The sequence below is a fragment of the Hydrogenophaga sp. NH-16 genome, assembly GCF_004006415.1.
GTDB classification, from domain to species: domain Bacteria; phylum Pseudomonadota; class Gammaproteobacteria; order Burkholderiales; family Burkholderiaceae_C; genus Hydrogenophaga; species Hydrogenophaga pseudoflava.
Genome location: NZ_CP029344.1, coordinates 299,363 through 314,340, shown reverse-complemented (window position 1 = coordinate 314,340; position 14,978 = coordinate 299,363). Strand labels below are relative to the sequence as shown.

Below are 14,978 nucleotides of genomic sequence, written 5' to 3'. Positions count from 1 at the left end.
CACCGCTAGACTGCGGCGACCATGACCCAGCCCACCCTTGAAAACCCGCGCGCCCTGCTGCGCCACCTGTACGACGTGGCGGTGCAGCGCGCGCTGCCGTTGCACAACACCGCGGCGCACCTGCCGGCGCCGCCCAAGGGCCGCACGCTGGTGCTGGGCGCCGGCAAGGCCGGTGGGGCAATGGCGCACGCGGTCGAAGCCCTGTGGCCTGCGGACGCACCGCTGTCGGGTCTGGTGGTCACGCGTTACGGCCACACGCCGCCGCGACCGGAAGAGCTCGCACAGCGCATCGAGGTCGTCGAGGCGGCGCACCCGGTGCCCGACGCCGCCGGTCTCGACGCGGCGCAGCGCATCCTGGCGCTGACGCAAGGGCTGACCGAAAACGATCTGGTGCTGTGCCTCATCTCGGGCGGGGGCTCTTCTTTGCTCACGCTACCGTGCGACGGCTTGACGCTGGCAGACAAGCAGCGCATCAACCGCCAGCTGCTGGAGAGCGGCGCGCACATCGGCGAAATGAACACCGTGCGCAAGCACCTCTCGCGCATCAAGGGCGGTCGCCTCGCCGCTGCCTGCGCGCCCGCAAGGGTTGTGACGCTGACCATCAGCGACGTGCCGGGCGACGACGTGAGCGTGATCGCCAGCGGACCTACCGTGGCGGACGCAACCACCTGCACCGACGCGCTGGACATCGTGCGCCGCTACGGCATCGAAGTCCCTGCGGTGGTGCAGCAGCAACTGGAAGCTGGCGCGCTCGAAACCCCCAAGCCCGGCGACCCGCGTCTGGCGCGCTGCACCACGCACCTGATTGCCACGCCGCAGCAGAGCCTGGAGGCCGCAGCCGAGGCCGCACGGGCGCTGGGTGTGCGCGCTTACGTGCTCAGCGACGAGATCGAGGGCGAGTCGCGCGAGGTCGGCAAGGTGCATGCGGCGCTGGCGCGCTCCGCCACGCTCGGCCGCAGCAGCTTCGAGGCGCCTTGTGTCATCCTCAGCGGCGGCGAGACCACGGTGACGGTGCGCCCGCGCGCCGAAGGCCAGCCCAAAGGGCGGGGCGGGCGGGCAGGGGAGTTCTGCATGGGCCTGGCGCAGGCGCTGAACGGGCATGCGAACGTGTGGGCGCTGGCGGCCGACACCGACGGCATCGACGGCGTGGAGGATAACGCGGGCGCCCTGGTCGCGCCCGACACGCTGGCGCGCGCCTCGGCCCGGGGCCTGAAGCTGGCCGACCACCTGGCGCGCAACGACGCGGTCGGCTTCTTCGAACCCCTGGGCGACCTGGTGTTCACCGGCCCCACGCACACCAATGTCAACGACTTCCGCGCGCTGCTCATAACCCGGTCGTAGGTTGATCGTGCACGTTTGTGCATGTTGTGATTCTTGTTTGTGCACGATATGATGCGCGCATGAACACGGACATCCCCCTGGCCCGCCGCGACCAGATTGCCGCACGGCTGGCCCAGGGCCAGTCCGTGGTGGCCGCCACGCTGGCGGACGAATTCCAGGTCTCGGAAGACGCGATCCGCCGCGACCTGCGCGCCCTCGCTGGCGAAGGTCTGTGTCGCCGCGTCTATGGCGGCGCGCTGCCGCCGCTGCCTGGCGCCACCCCGATGGCGGTGCGCATGGACGAGCGGCGCGAGCGCAAGGCCGCGCTGGCCCGGGCGGCGGTGGCCATCATCGAACCTGGCGAATTCCTGTTCCTGGACAGCAGCAGCACCAATCTCGCGCTGGCGCAGTGCCTGCCGTCCGAGTACGCGCTCACCGTGGCCACCAATTCGGTGGATATCGCCGCCGCGCTGCTGCGCCGCCAGGACGTGCACCTGATCATGGTGGGCGGCGCGGTCGACCCGCTGGTGGGCGGCTGCATCGACGCCACCGCCGTGCTGGCCGTGGGGCAGATGAACATCCAGCGCTGCTTTCTGGGCACCTGCGGCGTGCTGGTGGACACGGGCATCTGCACGGTGGATGCTGCCGACGCCGCCTTCAAGCGCGCGCTGCGCGCCGCCAGCCAGCGCTGCGTGGCGATGGCCACCAACGACAAGCTCGGCCTGCTGCTGCCGCACCGCGTCACCCCCACCCGCGAGATCGATCATTTCGTGGTCGAACACGACGCCGACTTCGCCTTCCTGAAGGCGTTGGCGAAGCAGGGCACGCAGGTCCTCAAGGCCGGGCGGCCGGAGTGATGCACCCATGACCACTGCTGTGTTGACGGCGGGTGCCGACCGGCCCGCCACCCGCCTGGCCACGCGCCTGGCCTTTCTCGTCGCCGGCTTCGGGCTGGCCTGCTGGGCGCCGCTGGTGCCGTTTGCCAAGCAGCGCCTGGGGGTGGGCGATGGCGTCCTGGGTGCCTTGCTGCTGTGCCTGGGCATCGGATCGGTGGTGGCGATGCTCTGGGCCGGCTGGTTCAGTGCGCGCCACGGCAGCCGGCCGGTGGTGATCGCGGGCGGCCTGGGCGTGGCCCTGCTGCTGCCGCTGCTCGCCCTGGCGGACGCGCCGCTGACGCTCGGCCTGGCCCTGATGGTGTTCGGCGCCGCGCTCGGCTCGCTGGACGTGGCGATGAACGTGCACGCGCTGGCGGTCGAACGCGGCGCGGGCCGGCCGCTGATGTCCGGTTTCCATGCGCTGTTCAGCGTCGGCGGTCTGCTGGGCGCAGCCTTCATGACCGCGCTGCTGTCGGCGGGCTGGTCGCCCCTGGCGGGCACGCTGCTGGGCGCCGGGCTCATGCTGGCCGCGATGGGCCTGGTGGCGCCGCGCCTGCTGGGCACCACGCCGGCCGCCGAAGCGCCAGCACTGGCCTGGCCGCGCGGCCCGGTGCTGCTGCTGGCGCTGCTGGCGGGCGTGTGCTTTCTCGTTGAAGGCGCGGTGCTCGACTGGAGCGCGCTGCTGCTGACCGAAGGCGGCCTGCTGGCCGCGGCGCAAGGGGGCCTGGGCTTCATGGTGTTTTCGGTGGCCATGACCGCAGGGCGCTTCGGCGGCGACGCGCTGTGCGCCCGCCTGGGCGACCGGGTGGTGCTGACGGTTGGCGGTCTGCTGGCGGTGGGTGGCTTTGTGCTGGTGCTGCTGGCAGGGTCGGCGGGTCTGGCGATGGCGGGCTTCTTCTGCATCGGCCTGGGCGCTTCCAACCTGGTGCCGGTGCTCTTCCGGCGCGCCGGTGCGCAGACCGTGATGGCCCCGGGGCTGGCGATCGCGGCCATCTCGACCACCGGCTATGCCGGCGTGCTGCTCGGCCCCGCCGCCATCGGCTTCGTGTCGCATCTGGTGGGCCTGCCCATCGCCTTCGCCCTGCTGGCGGCCCTGCTCGCCCTGCTGCCCCTGTTGGCCCACCGCGTGGTGGCGCGCCCCGCCTGAAGGACTCTCCATGAAACTGGCCCACATCGCCCTCTGGACGCGCGACCTCGACGCCGCCGCCGCGTTCTGGCAGACCTATTTCGGCGCCACCGTCGACGAGTCCTACCGCAGCCAGCGCCGGCCCGGCTTTGTCTCCCGCTTCGCCGCGCTGCCCGGCGGCGTGCAGATCGAGCTCATGACCGGCCCCTGGATCGAGGCCGTGCCCGACGCCGAGCGCCCGGGCTGGGACCACCTGGCCCTTTCGCTGGGCAGCGCCGAGGCGGTGAATGCCCTGGCGGCGCGCTGCCGCCACGCGGGCTGTCTCGTCTCCGGCCCACGCACCACGGGCGACGGCTTCTATGAAGCGGTGCTGGCCATGCCCGACGGCACGCGGATCGAAATCACGGCCTGAGGGAGGGGCCGGGCGGCGGTTACAAACCCGGCCGCCGGATCGTTTCTAATTACGCCCTGCCGCTGGCGACCCGCCGGCGCCGCACCCGGCCCCTCGCGGGCCGGGAACACCCCCTTCAGAATCGATTCACCACCGGCGCCCTCCGGGGCGCTGCGGACCCGTTTTGCGCAGTTCCTTCCACCACGTTGCTCCTTCTGCCCTGGCGCGCCAGCTCGCGCGTGCGCTGCCTGCGGGCGCGTCGCCCGACGCGCCGCGGCAGGACGTGGCCGAGCGCCTGGGTGGCTGGCTTCATGTGGCCGAAACCATCCAGCTGCACGCCGCACAGTCGGCAATCGAGGCGGCCGGCACGGCCGCCGCCCGTCGCCCGCCGCGCACCGGGCCGGCGGCCCTGCACGCCGCACTGAGCGCCGAGCTCGACCGGGTGCGCGCCGTGCTGGCCCGCTCCATCACCACCGCGCCGGCCCACAAGCCCGATCCGAACGACCTCGACACCGAGTTCGCGCTGTACCACCAGCGGCTGGGCGATCAGCAGCGCCGCATGGAGATGAGCATCGACGCGCTGCGCGAACACGTGCGCCAGCAGCTGGCCCAGTCCACGCCGCCCATGGCGCAGCTGGCCGCCATCGACGCGGTGATGGACGGCTTCTTCGGCGGGCGCGAGCAGCGCCTGCTGTCCACCCTGCCGGCCTTCCTGAAAGCGCGCTTTGTGGCGCTGCGCCGCGAAGCGGCCCAGGCCCGTGAACTCGAAGCGCCCGACACCCCCGACGACCTGCGCTGGCTGCAGACCTTCGCGGCCGAGTTCGAGCAGACCCTGCTCGCCGAACTCGACCTGCGCCTGCAGCCCGTGACCGGCCTGATCGAAGCCCTTGTCCATGAGCACTGAAACCTCCACCTCCCGTCCGTACCGCGCCCTGTCCTTCGCGGCGTTTGTCACAGGTCTGGCCGCCGTCGCCTGGGTGGCCAGCGGCTTTGTCGGCAGCAGCGCCTTCGCGCTGGGCATGACGCTGCTGATCGGCACCGTCTACCTGGGCGGCGCCTGGGAGCTGCGCCGTTTCGGTCAGACCACCGCCGCACTGAACACGGCCCTGGCCAGCGTGCCGCAGCCCCTGGCCCAGCTGGCCGACTGGCTGCCCACCGTGCCCGCGCCGCTGCGCCATGCCGTGCGCCAGCGCATCGAAGGCGAGCGCAGCGCCTTCCCCGGCCTGGCGCTCACGCCCTACCTGATCGGCCTGCTGGTCATGCTCGGCATGCTGGGCACCTTCCTGGGCATGGTGGTCACCTTCAAGGGCGCCGTGTTCGCGCTCGAAGGCTCGGCCGACCTGAACGCCATCCGCGCCGCGCTGGCCGCGCCCATCAAGGGCCTGGGCCTGTCCTTCGGCACCTCGGTAGCGGGGGTTGCCACCTCGGCCATGCTCGGCCTCATGGCCACGCTGGCACGGCGCGAACGCACCCAGGCCCTGCGCACGCTGGACGCTCTGGCGGCCACCACGTTGCGCCCCTTCTCGGCCGCGCACCAGCGCCAGCAGAGCTTCGAGGCCCTGCAGCGCCAGGCCGAGGCCCTGCCCGCCGCCGCGCAGCACCTGCAGACGCTCATCGAACAGGTCGAACGCCGCAGCCAGCAGCTGGACGAGGCCCTGCTGGTCCGCCAGGCCGAGTTCCAGCGCGAAGCCGCCGCCGCCTACACCGGGCTGGCGAAGTCGGTGGAACAGTCGCTGCGCGAGAGCCTGGCCGCCAGCGCCCGAGCCGCCACCGAGAGCCTGCAGCCCGTGGTGCAGCAGGCCATGGCCGGCATTGCCGCCGAATCCAGCCGCCTGCACGAGGGCGTGAACGCCGCGGTGCAGGCCCAGCTCGAAGGCCTGTCGGTCCGCTTCAGCGCCACCACCGCCACCGTGGCCGAGACCTGGACGCGTGCGCTGACCCGCCACGAGCAGGGCAGCGAGCAACTGCTGCAAGGCCTGGGCGAGTCGCTGGTCGCCTTCAACAGCGGCTTCGACCAGCGCGCCGGCCAGTTGCTGGCCAGCGTGCAGGCCGCGCAGACCGAGGCCCAGACCCTGCGCGCCCAGGCCGAGCAGCAGCAGCAGGCCGCGCTCACCGCCGCGCTGGAGCGCATGGCGCAGGACCTGCGCAGCCAGTGGCAGCAGGCCGGCGAACAGACGCTTGCTCAGCAGCGCACCGTGCTGCAGGCGCTGCAGGACACCGCCACCCGCCTCACGCAACACAGCAGCGAACAGACCGACCGCAGCCTGGACGGCGTGGCCCGCCTCATCGCGCAGACCGAGGCCCTGGTGGACGCGCGCACCGCCAGCGAAGCCGCGTGGACCCAGCAGCACGCGCAGCGCATGGACGAGCTGGCCGCGCTGTGGCGCAACGAACTGGCCGCCCTGCACGAGGCCGAGCTGCAGCGCCAGCAGGCCCGGTCCGAACAGCAGGGCCAGGCTTTCAGCGCCCTCGCGCGGCAGCTGCAGACCTTGCGCGACGAAGAGGCCGCGCGCGGCGATGCCGCCGTGCAGCGCCTGGCCGATCTGCAGGCCGCGCTGGCCACCCAGCTCGCCACCCTGGGCACGGCGCTGGAAGCGCCCATGGCCCGCCTGATGCAGACCGCGTCCGAAGCGCCGAAGGCCGCGGCCGAGGTGATCGGCCAGCTGCGCGAGCAGATGAGCCGCCTGGCCGAGCGCGACAACGCCACGCTGGGCGAGCGCGCCGAACTGGTCGGCCAGATCGGCACCCTGCTGCAGCAGGTGCAGCAGACCACGGGCGAGCAGCGCGCCGCCATCGAACACCTGGTCGGATCGGCCACCGGCGTGCTCGACCGCGTGGGCCAGCAGTTCGCCGACACCGTGGGCGCGCAGGCCGGCCGCGCCGAGGCCATGGCCGAACAGGCCGCCACCAGCGCGGCCCAGCTGGCCAGCCTGGGCGAGGCCTTCCAGCTGGGCACGCAGCAGCTGGCCGCCAGCCACGAGCAGCTGGTGCAGAACCTGCAGAAGGTCGAGAGCGCCATCGGCCAGTCGCTGGCGCGCAGCGACGAGCAGCTCGCCTACTACGTGGCGCAGGCGCGCGAGGTGATCGACCTGTCGATCAGTGCGCAGCAGGGCATCGTGGAAGACCTGCGCAAGCTGCGCGGGCCGGTGGCCAAGGCCAATGTCGGCGCGGCAGCAGGGGTGGCCGCGTGAGCGCCTTCCACGACACCGCCGAAGAGCACCTGGCCGACGGCGACGACAGCGCCGAAGTGACGGCGCCGGTCTGGGCGGTGTTCGGCGACCTCATGGCCGGTCTGGTCGGAGCCTTCGTGCTGGTCTTTATCGGCGTGCTGCTCACCCAGGTCGATCTGGTCAACAGCCTGCAGAGCGAGATCGCCAAGCGCCAGCAGGAAGAGGCCCGCCGCATGGCGCTGGAAAAGGCATTGGCCGTGCCGCTGGCCAGCGGCCGTGTCACGCTCAACAACGGCCGCATCGGCATCAGCGGCAGCGTGCTGTTCGACTTCAATTCCGACCAGCTGCGCCCCGAAGGCGAACAGCTGCTCAAGGCTCTGGTGCCGCCGCTGCAGGTCTACCTGGGCGAGCGCGACGAAATGCTCATGGTCAGCGGCTTCACCGACAACAAGACCGTGGTCAAGGGCCCCAGCCGGCGCTACGAGGACAACCTCGAACTCTCGGCCCAGCGTGCGCTCACGGTCACGCGGGCGCTGATCACCAGCGGCATGCCGCGCTCGCGCGTGTTCGCCGCCGCCTTCGGCGCCGAACAGCCCGTGGCCAGCAACGCCGACGAACAGGGCCGGGCGCTCAACCGCCGGGTGGAAATGGCGCCCGTGCCGCGCGCCAGCGCCGCCGCGGGCGACGCGGGCACACAGGCCACCCGACCCTGACCATGAAGCCCGCCACCGCGCGCCCATCGCCCCTGGCCGAGCTCAATGCCCACATCGAGCGCGTTTCAGCGGCCGCGCGCGAAGGGGCGGCGGCGGGCGGCAACGGCCCCTGGCCCGAACTGCGCAGCGCGCAGCGCTTTCGCGAAACCTGGGAGCGCATCGGCGCCGAGGTGCAGGTGCAGCGTGCGCTGGACCGCGCCCCGCCCAACGCCGGCCCGCTCAACCCCCAGCGCCTGATGCTGGAGACCCTGGCCCGCATGGGCGAGCTGTCTCCGCACTATCTGCGCCGTTTCCTGACCCACACCGAGACCCTGCTCTGGCTGGAGCAGGCGCATGGGGCGCTTCGGTCGCCGGTGGCGGGCAAGGGCGGGGTGGGCAAGGCCGTGAAGGCAAGGCGGCAGAAGATGTGACGCGGGGATGTGCTGTGCGGATGCGCTCATGCCGGAAAGGCCACCGCCCGGTTCGCCTCCAGCTTGCACATGGCGCGGGTGAACAGTCCGTCAGACAACCACCCACCCAGCCAGCCCTGCAGCGCAGGCATGGCCAGCGCCTCAAACCAGACCGGTTGCACCGCCGCGAACTGCCGTACGAACGGAAAGATCGCGATGTCGGTGGCACACGGAGTCGCCCCTCCCAGCTGCCCGGCGCGTTGGAGTTGCCTGTCCAGCGGCCTGAGCAGCACCTCCGCCGCCTGCGCATGGTGCAGTGCCTTGGCCTCAGCGCTCTCGCCGAAACGCTCGGGGTATTTGGTGCGGTCCAGGTGCTGTTTGAAAGGGCCATCGCAGGCGGCCAGCAGCGCGAGGTTCTCGTCGCTCTGCGCGCGTGCCCACCAACCGTCGTCATCGCCGTTGGTGGCGAAGGCCCAGCGCATGATGTCCAGGCTCTGTTCCAGCACGCTGCCATCGTGCAGCCGCAGAACCGGCACCGTGCCTTTGGGCGAGAGGGTCATCAGCTCGGCCGGTTTGTCGCGCAGCACGATCTCGAACGCGTCGAACGCCACGCCGGCCTGCAGCAGGGCCATGCGCGCGCGCATCGCGTAGGGACAGCGGCGGTAGGTGTAGAGCAGCGGGAGCGTGTCCATGGCCCGGCATTACAGCGCAAACCGGGCGAACCCACGCGGCCATTACCATCGCCCCCCATGACCGAAGACACCCAGGACCCCATCCACGAAGACCGCGTGTGGAGCGACGAGCGCTGGACGGCGCGTGTGATCAAGAACGAAGACGACGATGGATGGGCCGTGGCCATGTTCCTCGAAGGGCAGGCCGAGCCCGCGCTGGTCGGCCCCTGGACCATGGGGCGCGACAAGAAGAACCCCAAGCCGCTGGACGTGAACGCGTTCAACACGCTGGTGAAGACGGCCAGCGAGTTCATACGACGATCCGAGCAGCAGCGCCACGCGGAGCTGAACAAGAGCGTGAATGTGACGGTGGACGGGCGACGCCTGCGCGTGGCGCTGGCCATCGTGCCCGACGAAGAGGGGGCGACCGCCACGCTGCGCGCGACCGACGAATATGGTGAGGAACTGGCCTGCGTCCCGGTGCCGCCGACCTTCCGGCTGAACATTGCCAGCGCCGAGGCCTGGGTGGTGTCGGGCTTCGAGAAGCCGCGCCGATGAACGTGGCCAGGATCCGCTCTGCGTCAGAATGCGCGCCTCGTTCCAATTTCTGAATCTCTTGAGCCGTCCCGACCCCACCGCCGTCTGGCCCGAACCGCCGTCCATCGTGGCTGCGCGCGCGGAGATTGCCATGCGCCTGTCATGGATGACGTCGGTGCTGGGCATGGTGCTGTTTGCGGTGGACCGGTTCATCGGGATGCCGGTCACGGCCGACAGCATGATGACGCTGGTGCTGGCGGTCATGGGGGCTCTGGCCTGGGTGCTGCTGAAGGTCCGCCGCTACAACAGCGTGGCCTGGCTGCTGGTGGTCTTCCTGTTCGGGATGGCGGCGGCGTCGACCTGGTTCTTCGGTTCGGTGCGCACGATCAACATCGTGCTGATCCTGATGGGGCTGGTCGCAGCGGGCATCTTCCTGAGCCGGCGTGGGCTGCTCTGGACCACGGCTGCGGCGGTGGCGCTGCTCGGTCTGCTGACCTGGGCCGACGCCGCCGGTCTGCTGGCCGGGCAGCCGCGCTTCGCCGTGAGCTGGCGCAACTGGCTATCGCAGAGCGCGAGCCTGGTGGGCGTGGCCGCGATGATGTTCCTTAACCGCACGCAGGTGCGTCTGGCGCAGGAGCTGCATCTTCAGGAGGCCACGCAGCGCCTGCGGGCCCAGCTGGACCGCGACCTGGGGCAGGGCCGCTTCTCGCGCCTGTTCCGGACGAGCCCCACGCCGATCTTCGTGCAGTCCATGCGCAACGGCGCCATCCTGGATGTGAACCTCGCGTTCGAGCGCGCGCTGGGCTACACGCGCCAGGAGGTGCTGAGCCGGCGCGACGGGTTCCTCTGGCTGCACGACGAAGCCTATGCAGCCTTCTCGCAGGACCGCCGGGCCCACCGGCGCACGGGTTGGCACAGCATCACCGGCGTCGGGCGCAACGGGCAGCAGGTTTCTCTGCAGATCTGCAGCGAGCGGGACGACGATGCGGACGACGGCCTTCGCATCACGGTGTTGCGTGTGCCCGGTCACACGACCAGCGCGATGCCGACGGTCTATGCACCGCTGGAAGGAGGCCAGGGTGCTTGACTCCCTGCCGCTCGAAGATCCTTCCGAGATCGAACGCAGCCAGCATCGGCACCACAACCGCAGCCTGCGCTGGGTGCAGTTGTGCGTGGCGCTGCTGCTGGCGGGCATGGCTTTGGCGGACCACCTGCTGGCGCCACCCGATGAGTCCCTGGCGCACATATCCTGGTCGATGGCAGGGGTGGCACTGCTGTCCTACCTGCTGCTGAGATCGCATCGGCGCCGCTGGGAGAGTCCGCTGGTGGTGACGGGCATTCTGATGGTGGCGGCCTGGTCGGTGTACAGCTTCGGCTCGGTGCGGGCGGCGTCGGGGTTCGCATTCCAGGGTGCGGTGGTCATGGCTGGCACCTACCTGAGCCTGCGTGCGCTGCTGGCCACCACGGTGGCCAGCATGGCCATTCTGGGGGGGCTGACCTGGGCCGAGACGAGCGGGCACCTGCCGCCGGCGAGCATGGGGGCCGACCTGCGCTACTGGCTCACGGGCAGCGCCATCCTGCTGCTGATCGGGTTGCAGCTGTCTCAGACACGCCAGGCGACCGACGAGGTCTACCGGCGACGGCGGAGCCAGATGGAGGACCGCTTGCGGCTGGAGCACGAGCGCGACCGTTCGCTGCGCCGCTTCCGACGCATCTTCCAGCTCAACCCCACGGCCCTGGTGGTACAGGCGGCCAATACACAGGCGGTGGTGGAGGTCAACCCCGCGTTCGAGCGCTGTTTCGGATACCCGGGCGCCCAGGTGGAGGGGCTGCGCGCGGAGACCTTCTGGGCGGACGCGCAGCAGTGGCAAGAGCACCGCCGGGTGCTGTTCGAGAAAGGCCACACCGGGTGGCAGCAGGCCTGGTGGCGCCATGCCGACGGTCATTCTGTCGATGTGATGGTGTGCAGCGAGCTGAACGAAGACCCCGGCGGCCTGCTGATTCTCACCACGGTTGTCGACGAAAAAAGCGCCCAGGACATTCCGGGCGCATAATCCCGCCTGCGCGGGCATTCGGCCCGTGCAATCCAAGTGATCGGTCAGTTTCGCGTGCCACGGTGCACTTTCGGGTTTGTTGTGCTTTCGGGACCCCATCGCTTTTTGTGTATCTGCTTTCTTAGGAGTCCTCCATGGGCAACAAACTTTACGTCGGCAACCTGCCGTATTCCGTGCGCGACGACGACCTGCAACAGGCTTTCAGCGAATTCGGCTCTGTCAGCAGCGCCAAGGTCATGATGGAGCGCGACACCGGCCGCTCCAAGGGTTTCGGCTTTGTCGAAATGGGCAGCGATGCCGAGGCGCAAGCCGCCATCAACGGCATGAACGGCCAGTCCCTGGGTGGCCGCAGTGTCACCGTGAACGAAGCACGGCCGATGGAAGCGCGTCCCCCGCGCACCGGTGGTTTCGGTGGTGACCGCTCGGGTGGCGGTGGCTACGGCGGTGGCAACCGCTCCGGTGGCGGCGGCTACGGCCGCGGCGGCTACTGAGCCCTGCAGATTGGTTGATCCGGCCCCGCGCCGGGTCCTGCAAAAAAGCCCCGAGGCCGAAGCCCCGGGGCTTTTTTCTTTGGGGTGCCCAAGGTTCAGGCCAGATCGGCTCCCCGCGCTGCCAGCAGCTCGCGCAGCACCGAGCGGTGGCAGTGCGACTCGTGCTCGCAGTAGCAGCCGACCGACAGGTTCGATGTGTGCGAGAGGCTGGCCAGCAGGTTCAGGCTGTGTTCGGCCTCGGCGGCTGCCATTTCCTTGCGGTACTGGCGCACGAAGACGGCCCACTGCGCCGGGGTTTCGGCGGCCTGGCCCAGCTTCATGGTCTCGGCGCTGGGGGCGAGCACCGGGAACCACACGTCGTACCAGTTGCCGCTGGCGAAGTCCGCCTTGGGCACGCCGCGCGGCGGGCGGCGCACCGTGCCGATGCGGGTGCCTTCGTCGGGGTGCCGCTCGGTGCCGAGCCGGACGATGCGCAGAGTCATGGGCGTGCTCCTGTGGCGTGGCTCAGCGCCGGATGCGCCGGCCGGTCTTGAACACCCACCAGACCACGGTCAGGCAGGCGGCCATGAAGACCAGTGTCATGCCGGTGCTGACGGCGATGTGCACGTCGGCCTGGCCGTAGAAGGCCCAGCGCAGGCCGCTGATGAGGTAGACCACCGGGTTGAACAGCGAGACGGTCTGCCAGGGTTCGGGCAGCATGTTGATGCTGTAGAACGCGCCACCCAGGAACGTGAGCGGCGTGATCACCAGCAGCGGGATCACCTGCAGCTTCTGGAAGCTGTCGGCCCACAGGCCGATGATGAAGCCGAACAGGCAGAACGACACCACCGTCAGCAGCAGGAAGCCGACCATCCACACCGGGTGGGCGATGTGATAGGGCACGAAGAAGCGCGCGGTGAGCAGGATCAGCGTGCCCAGCAGCAGGCTCTTGCTGGCCGCCGCGCCCACGTACCCCAGCAGCACCTCGACCCAGTTCACCGGCGCGCTCAGCAGTTCGTAGATGGTGCCCGACCACTTGGGCATGTAGATGCCGAAGGACGCATTGGAAATGCTCTCGGACAGCAGCGAGAGCATGAGCAGGCCGGGGATGATGTAGGCGCCGTAGTCCACGCCGCCGATGTCGCCCATGCGCGAGCCGATGGCCGTGCCGAACACGATGAAGTACAGCGAGGTGGTGAGCACCGGCGCGATGATGCTCTGCGCCCAGGTGCGGAAGGCGCGGTTCATCTCGAACATGTAGATGGCGCGCACGGCATGGATGTTCAAGGTCATGGAGCCCCCACGCTGGTCACTTCGTGTACGGCGCTGCCCCCCGAGGGGGCGCGAGCTTGCTTGGGGCGGCCCTGCGCTGCGCTCTGGTTCATGTTCAGGCCTCCGCTTTCTGTTCGTGGACGAGGCTGACGAAGATGTCTTCGAGCGAGCTTTCGCTGGTGCGCAGGTCCTTGTAGGCGATGCCCTGCGTGGCCAGCGCGGCCAGCAGCTCGGCGATGCCGGTGTCGTCCTTCTGGGTGTCGAAGCCGTAGGTCAGCGTCAGGCCGTCGGCCGAGAGCTGCAGCGGCCAGTGCGCCAGCGCCTCGGGCACGGCGGCCAGCGGGTGCGGCAGCGACAGCGCCAGTTCCTTGCGGCCGAGCTGGTGCATCAGCACGTTCTTGTCTTCCACCACGATCAGCTCGCCCTTGCGGATCACGCCGATGCGGTCGGCCATGTCCTCGGCTTCCTCGATGTAGTGGGTGGTCAGGATGATGGTGGTGCCGGCTTCGCGCAGCTGTCGAACCAGGCGCCACATGTCGTGCCGCAGTTCCACGTCCACGCCCGCACTCGGTTCGTCCAGGAACAGGATCTTGGGTTCGTGCGACAGCGCCTTGGCGATCAGCACGCGCCGCTTCATGCCGCCCGAGAGCGTCATGATCTTGTTGTCCTTCTTGTCCCAGAGCGAGAGGTCTCTGAGGATCTGCTCGATCAGCGCCGGGTTGGGCGCCTTGCCGAACAGGCCGCGGCTGAAGCTGACCGTGGCCCAGACGGTTTCGAAGGCGTCGGTGTGCAGCTCCTGCGGCACCAGGCCGATGGTGGCGCGCGCCTGGCGGTAGTCGCGCACGGTGTCGAAGCCGTCGGCCGTGATGGTCCCTTCGGTGGCATTGCTCATGCCGCAGATGGTGCTGATGAGGGTGGTCTTGCCGGCGCCGTTGGGGCCGAGCAGGGCGAAGATCTCGCCGCGGCGGATGTCGAGCGTGACGTTCTTCAGCGCCTGGAAGCCGCCGTCGTAGGTCTTGCTCACGCCACGCACGCTGACGATGGCGTCGGTGGGCAGGGAAACGGGGTTGAGGGTCATCCCGCCATTGTGGCCGGGGTGGCGTTTGCCTGCTCAGCGGCGGGCGTTGTCCACAATGCCCTGGGCGAATCGCGGCAGCAGTTCCTCGGGCAGGTCGTGGCCCATGCCGGGGATGAAATCGGCCCGGGCGTCGGCGATGCGCTGCGCCAGGTCCTCGCCGCAGGCCAGCGGCACGAGTGGGTCGTCCACGCCGTGGATCACCAGAGTGGGTGCCTGGATGTGGGGCAGCAGGGCCGAGCGGTCGCCGTCGGCCACCACCGCCAGCAGCTGCCGGGCCGAGCCCGACGGGTGCCAGGCGCGCTGCACCGATTCCAGCGCCCGCGCCCGCAGGGCCTGGGGATCGCTCGGATAGGCGGGGCTGCCGATGAGGTGCAGCACCTGGATGATCCAGTCCACGGCGGCGTCGGCGCCCGGCTTCATGGGCCGCGACATCAGCGCGCGCCGCACCCGCCACGAGGGCTGGGGCAGGCGGCGCGAACCGCTGGTGGTCATCATCAGCGTGAGGCTGGCGACGCGCTCGGGTGCCATGGCCGCCAGGTGCTGGGCGATCATGCCGCCCATCGACGCGCCGCAGACGTGGGCCTGTTCGATGTCGAGGGCGTCGAGCACGCCCAGCGCGTCGCGCGCCATGTCGGCCAGCGAGTAGGGGCTGTGCACCGGCAGATGCATCGCGTGGCGCAGCCCGGCCAGCGCCATGTTGGGCACCCCGGCGGCGTCGAAGCCCTGGCTCAGGCCGATGTCGCGGTTGTCGAAGCGGACCACGCGAAAGCCTTGCCGCACCAGCATCTGCACCATGGTCTGCGGCCACGCGATCAGCTGCATGCCCAGGCCCATGATGAGCAGCACCACCGGGCCATCGGCGGGGCCCTGGTCGTCGACCTCGATCCGGACGCCGTTGGCTTCGACCTTCAT

The 14,978-nt window shown here is 70.2% G+C and carries 17 protein-coding genes; 12 read left to right on the top strand and 5 right to left on the bottom strand.

Going from position 1 to position 14,978, the window contains the following annotated elements:
• The first annotated feature begins 21 nt into the window (after nucleotides 1–21).
• From DD542_RS01510 to DD542_RS01475, 8 genes are all read left to right on the top strand, one after another.
• Nucleotides 22–1,341, top strand: a complete 1,320-nt coding sequence (locus DD542_RS01510; protein ID WP_127803290.1) for a glycerate kinase — start codon at nucleotides 22–24, stop codon at nucleotides 1,339–1,341.
• Nucleotides 1,342–1,400: 59 nt separating this feature from the next.
• On the top strand, nucleotides 1,401–2,177 hold the full coding sequence (locus DD542_RS01505) for a DeoR/GlpR family DNA-binding transcription regulator (RefSeq protein WP_127803288.1): 777 nt from the start codon (nucleotides 1,401–1,403) through the stop codon (nucleotides 2,175–2,177).
• Between the two features lie 7 nt (nucleotides 2,178–2,184).
• Nucleotides 2,185–3,342: an MFS transporter gene (locus DD542_RS01500; protein ID WP_127803286.1), complete on the top strand. Its 1,158-nt coding sequence runs from the start codon at nucleotides 2,185–2,187 to the stop codon at nucleotides 3,340–3,342.
• A gap of 10 nt (nucleotides 3,343–3,352) precedes the next feature.
• Nucleotides 3,353–3,733 (top strand): glyoxalase/bleomycin resistance/extradiol dioxygenase family protein, encoded by a 381-nt coding sequence (locus tag DD542_RS01495; RefSeq protein ID WP_066156168.1) that lies wholly within the window; start codon nucleotides 3,353–3,355, stop codon nucleotides 3,731–3,733.
• A 163-nt stretch (nucleotides 3,734–3,896) separates the two neighbouring features.
• Nucleotides 3,897–4,616: a DUF3348 family protein gene (locus tag DD542_RS01490; protein ID WP_164868316.1), complete on the top strand. Its 720-nt coding sequence runs from the start codon at nucleotides 3,897–3,899 to the stop codon at nucleotides 4,614–4,616.
• Nucleotides 4,606–6,903, top strand: coding sequence for a DUF802 domain-containing protein (locus tag DD542_RS01485; RefSeq protein WP_127803282.1), 2,298 nt, complete (start codon nucleotides 4,606–4,608; stop codon nucleotides 6,901–6,903). Before DD542_RS01490 ends, DD542_RS01485 begins: the two co-directional genes overlap by 11 nt.
• Nucleotides 6,900–7,595, top strand: coding sequence for an OmpA family protein (locus DD542_RS01480; protein ID WP_241559650.1), 696 nt, complete (start codon nucleotides 6,900–6,902; stop codon nucleotides 7,593–7,595). Before DD542_RS01485 ends, DD542_RS01480 begins: the two co-directional genes overlap by 4 nt.
• 2 nt (nucleotides 7,596–7,597) lie before the next feature.
• Nucleotides 7,598–8,005, top strand: a complete 408-nt coding sequence (locus tag DD542_RS01475; protein WP_347232063.1) for a DUF2894 domain-containing protein — start codon at nucleotides 7,598–7,600, stop codon at nucleotides 8,003–8,005.
• A gap of 26 nt (nucleotides 8,006–8,031) precedes the next feature.
• Here the strand turns inward: DD542_RS01475 and DD542_RS01470 are convergent, their stop codons facing one another.
• Nucleotides 8,032–8,676 carry a glutathione S-transferase gene (locus DD542_RS01470; protein ID WP_127803280.1) on the bottom strand — a complete coding sequence of 215 codons (645 nt, stop codon included), beginning with the start codon at nucleotides 8,674–8,676 and terminating at the stop codon, nucleotides 8,032–8,034.
• A 57-nt stretch (nucleotides 8,677–8,733) separates the two neighbouring features.
• On the opposite strand from DD542_RS01470, the gene DD542_RS01465 reads away from it, so the two are divergent.
• The 4 genes from DD542_RS01465 to DD542_RS01450 all read left to right on the top strand — a co-directional run bounded on the left by DD542_RS01465 (nucleotide 8,734) and on the right by DD542_RS01450 (nucleotide 11,737).
• A complete protein-coding gene (locus DD542_RS01465) occupies nucleotides 8,734–9,213 on the top strand; it encodes a hypothetical protein (protein ID WP_127803278.1) in 480 nt (159 codons plus the stop codon).
• 58 nt (nucleotides 9,214–9,271) lie between these two features.
• Nucleotides 9,272–10,279, top strand: a complete 1,008-nt coding sequence (locus tag DD542_RS01460) for a PAS domain-containing protein (RefSeq protein WP_164868315.1) — start codon at nucleotides 9,272–9,274, stop codon at nucleotides 10,277–10,279.
• Nucleotides 10,272–11,246, top strand: a complete 975-nt coding sequence (locus DD542_RS01455; protein ID WP_066156192.1) for a PAS domain S-box protein — start codon at nucleotides 10,272–10,274, stop codon at nucleotides 11,244–11,246. The genes DD542_RS01460 and DD542_RS01455 overlap by 8 nt, the downstream gene beginning before the upstream one ends.
• A gap of 134 nt (nucleotides 11,247–11,380) precedes the next feature.
• Nucleotides 11,381–11,737, top strand: coding sequence for an RNA-binding protein (locus DD542_RS01450; protein ID WP_066156195.1), 357 nt, complete (start codon nucleotides 11,381–11,383; stop codon nucleotides 11,735–11,737).
• A gap of 95 nt (nucleotides 11,738–11,832) precedes the next feature.
• Here DD542_RS01450 and DD542_RS01445 read toward each other — a convergent pair whose 3' ends face one another.
• The 4 genes from DD542_RS01445 to DD542_RS01430 all read right to left on the bottom strand — a co-directional run bounded on the left by DD542_RS01445 (nucleotide 11,833) and on the right by DD542_RS01430 (nucleotide 14,978).
• Entirely contained in the window at nucleotides 11,833–12,219 is a 387-nt protein-coding gene (locus tag DD542_RS01445; RefSeq protein ID WP_066156198.1) for a DUF488 family protein, read from the bottom strand.
• Between the two features lie 22 nt (nucleotides 12,220–12,241).
• Complete coding sequence (locus DD542_RS01440) at nucleotides 12,242–13,003, bottom strand: ABC transporter permease (RefSeq protein ID WP_066156624.1); 762 nt, start codon at nucleotides 13,001–13,003, stop codon at nucleotides 12,242–12,244.
• A 100-nt stretch (nucleotides 13,004–13,103) separates the two neighbouring features.
• On the bottom strand, nucleotides 13,104–14,066 hold the full coding sequence (locus tag DD542_RS01435; protein ID WP_127803274.1) for an ABC transporter ATP-binding protein: 963 nt from the start codon (nucleotides 14,064–14,066) through the stop codon (nucleotides 13,104–13,106).
• Nucleotides 14,067–14,099: 33 nt separating this feature from the next.
• Nucleotides 14,100–14,978: an alpha/beta fold hydrolase gene (locus tag DD542_RS01430; protein WP_127803272.1), complete on the bottom strand. Its 879-nt coding sequence runs from the start codon at nucleotides 14,976–14,978 to the stop codon at nucleotides 14,100–14,102.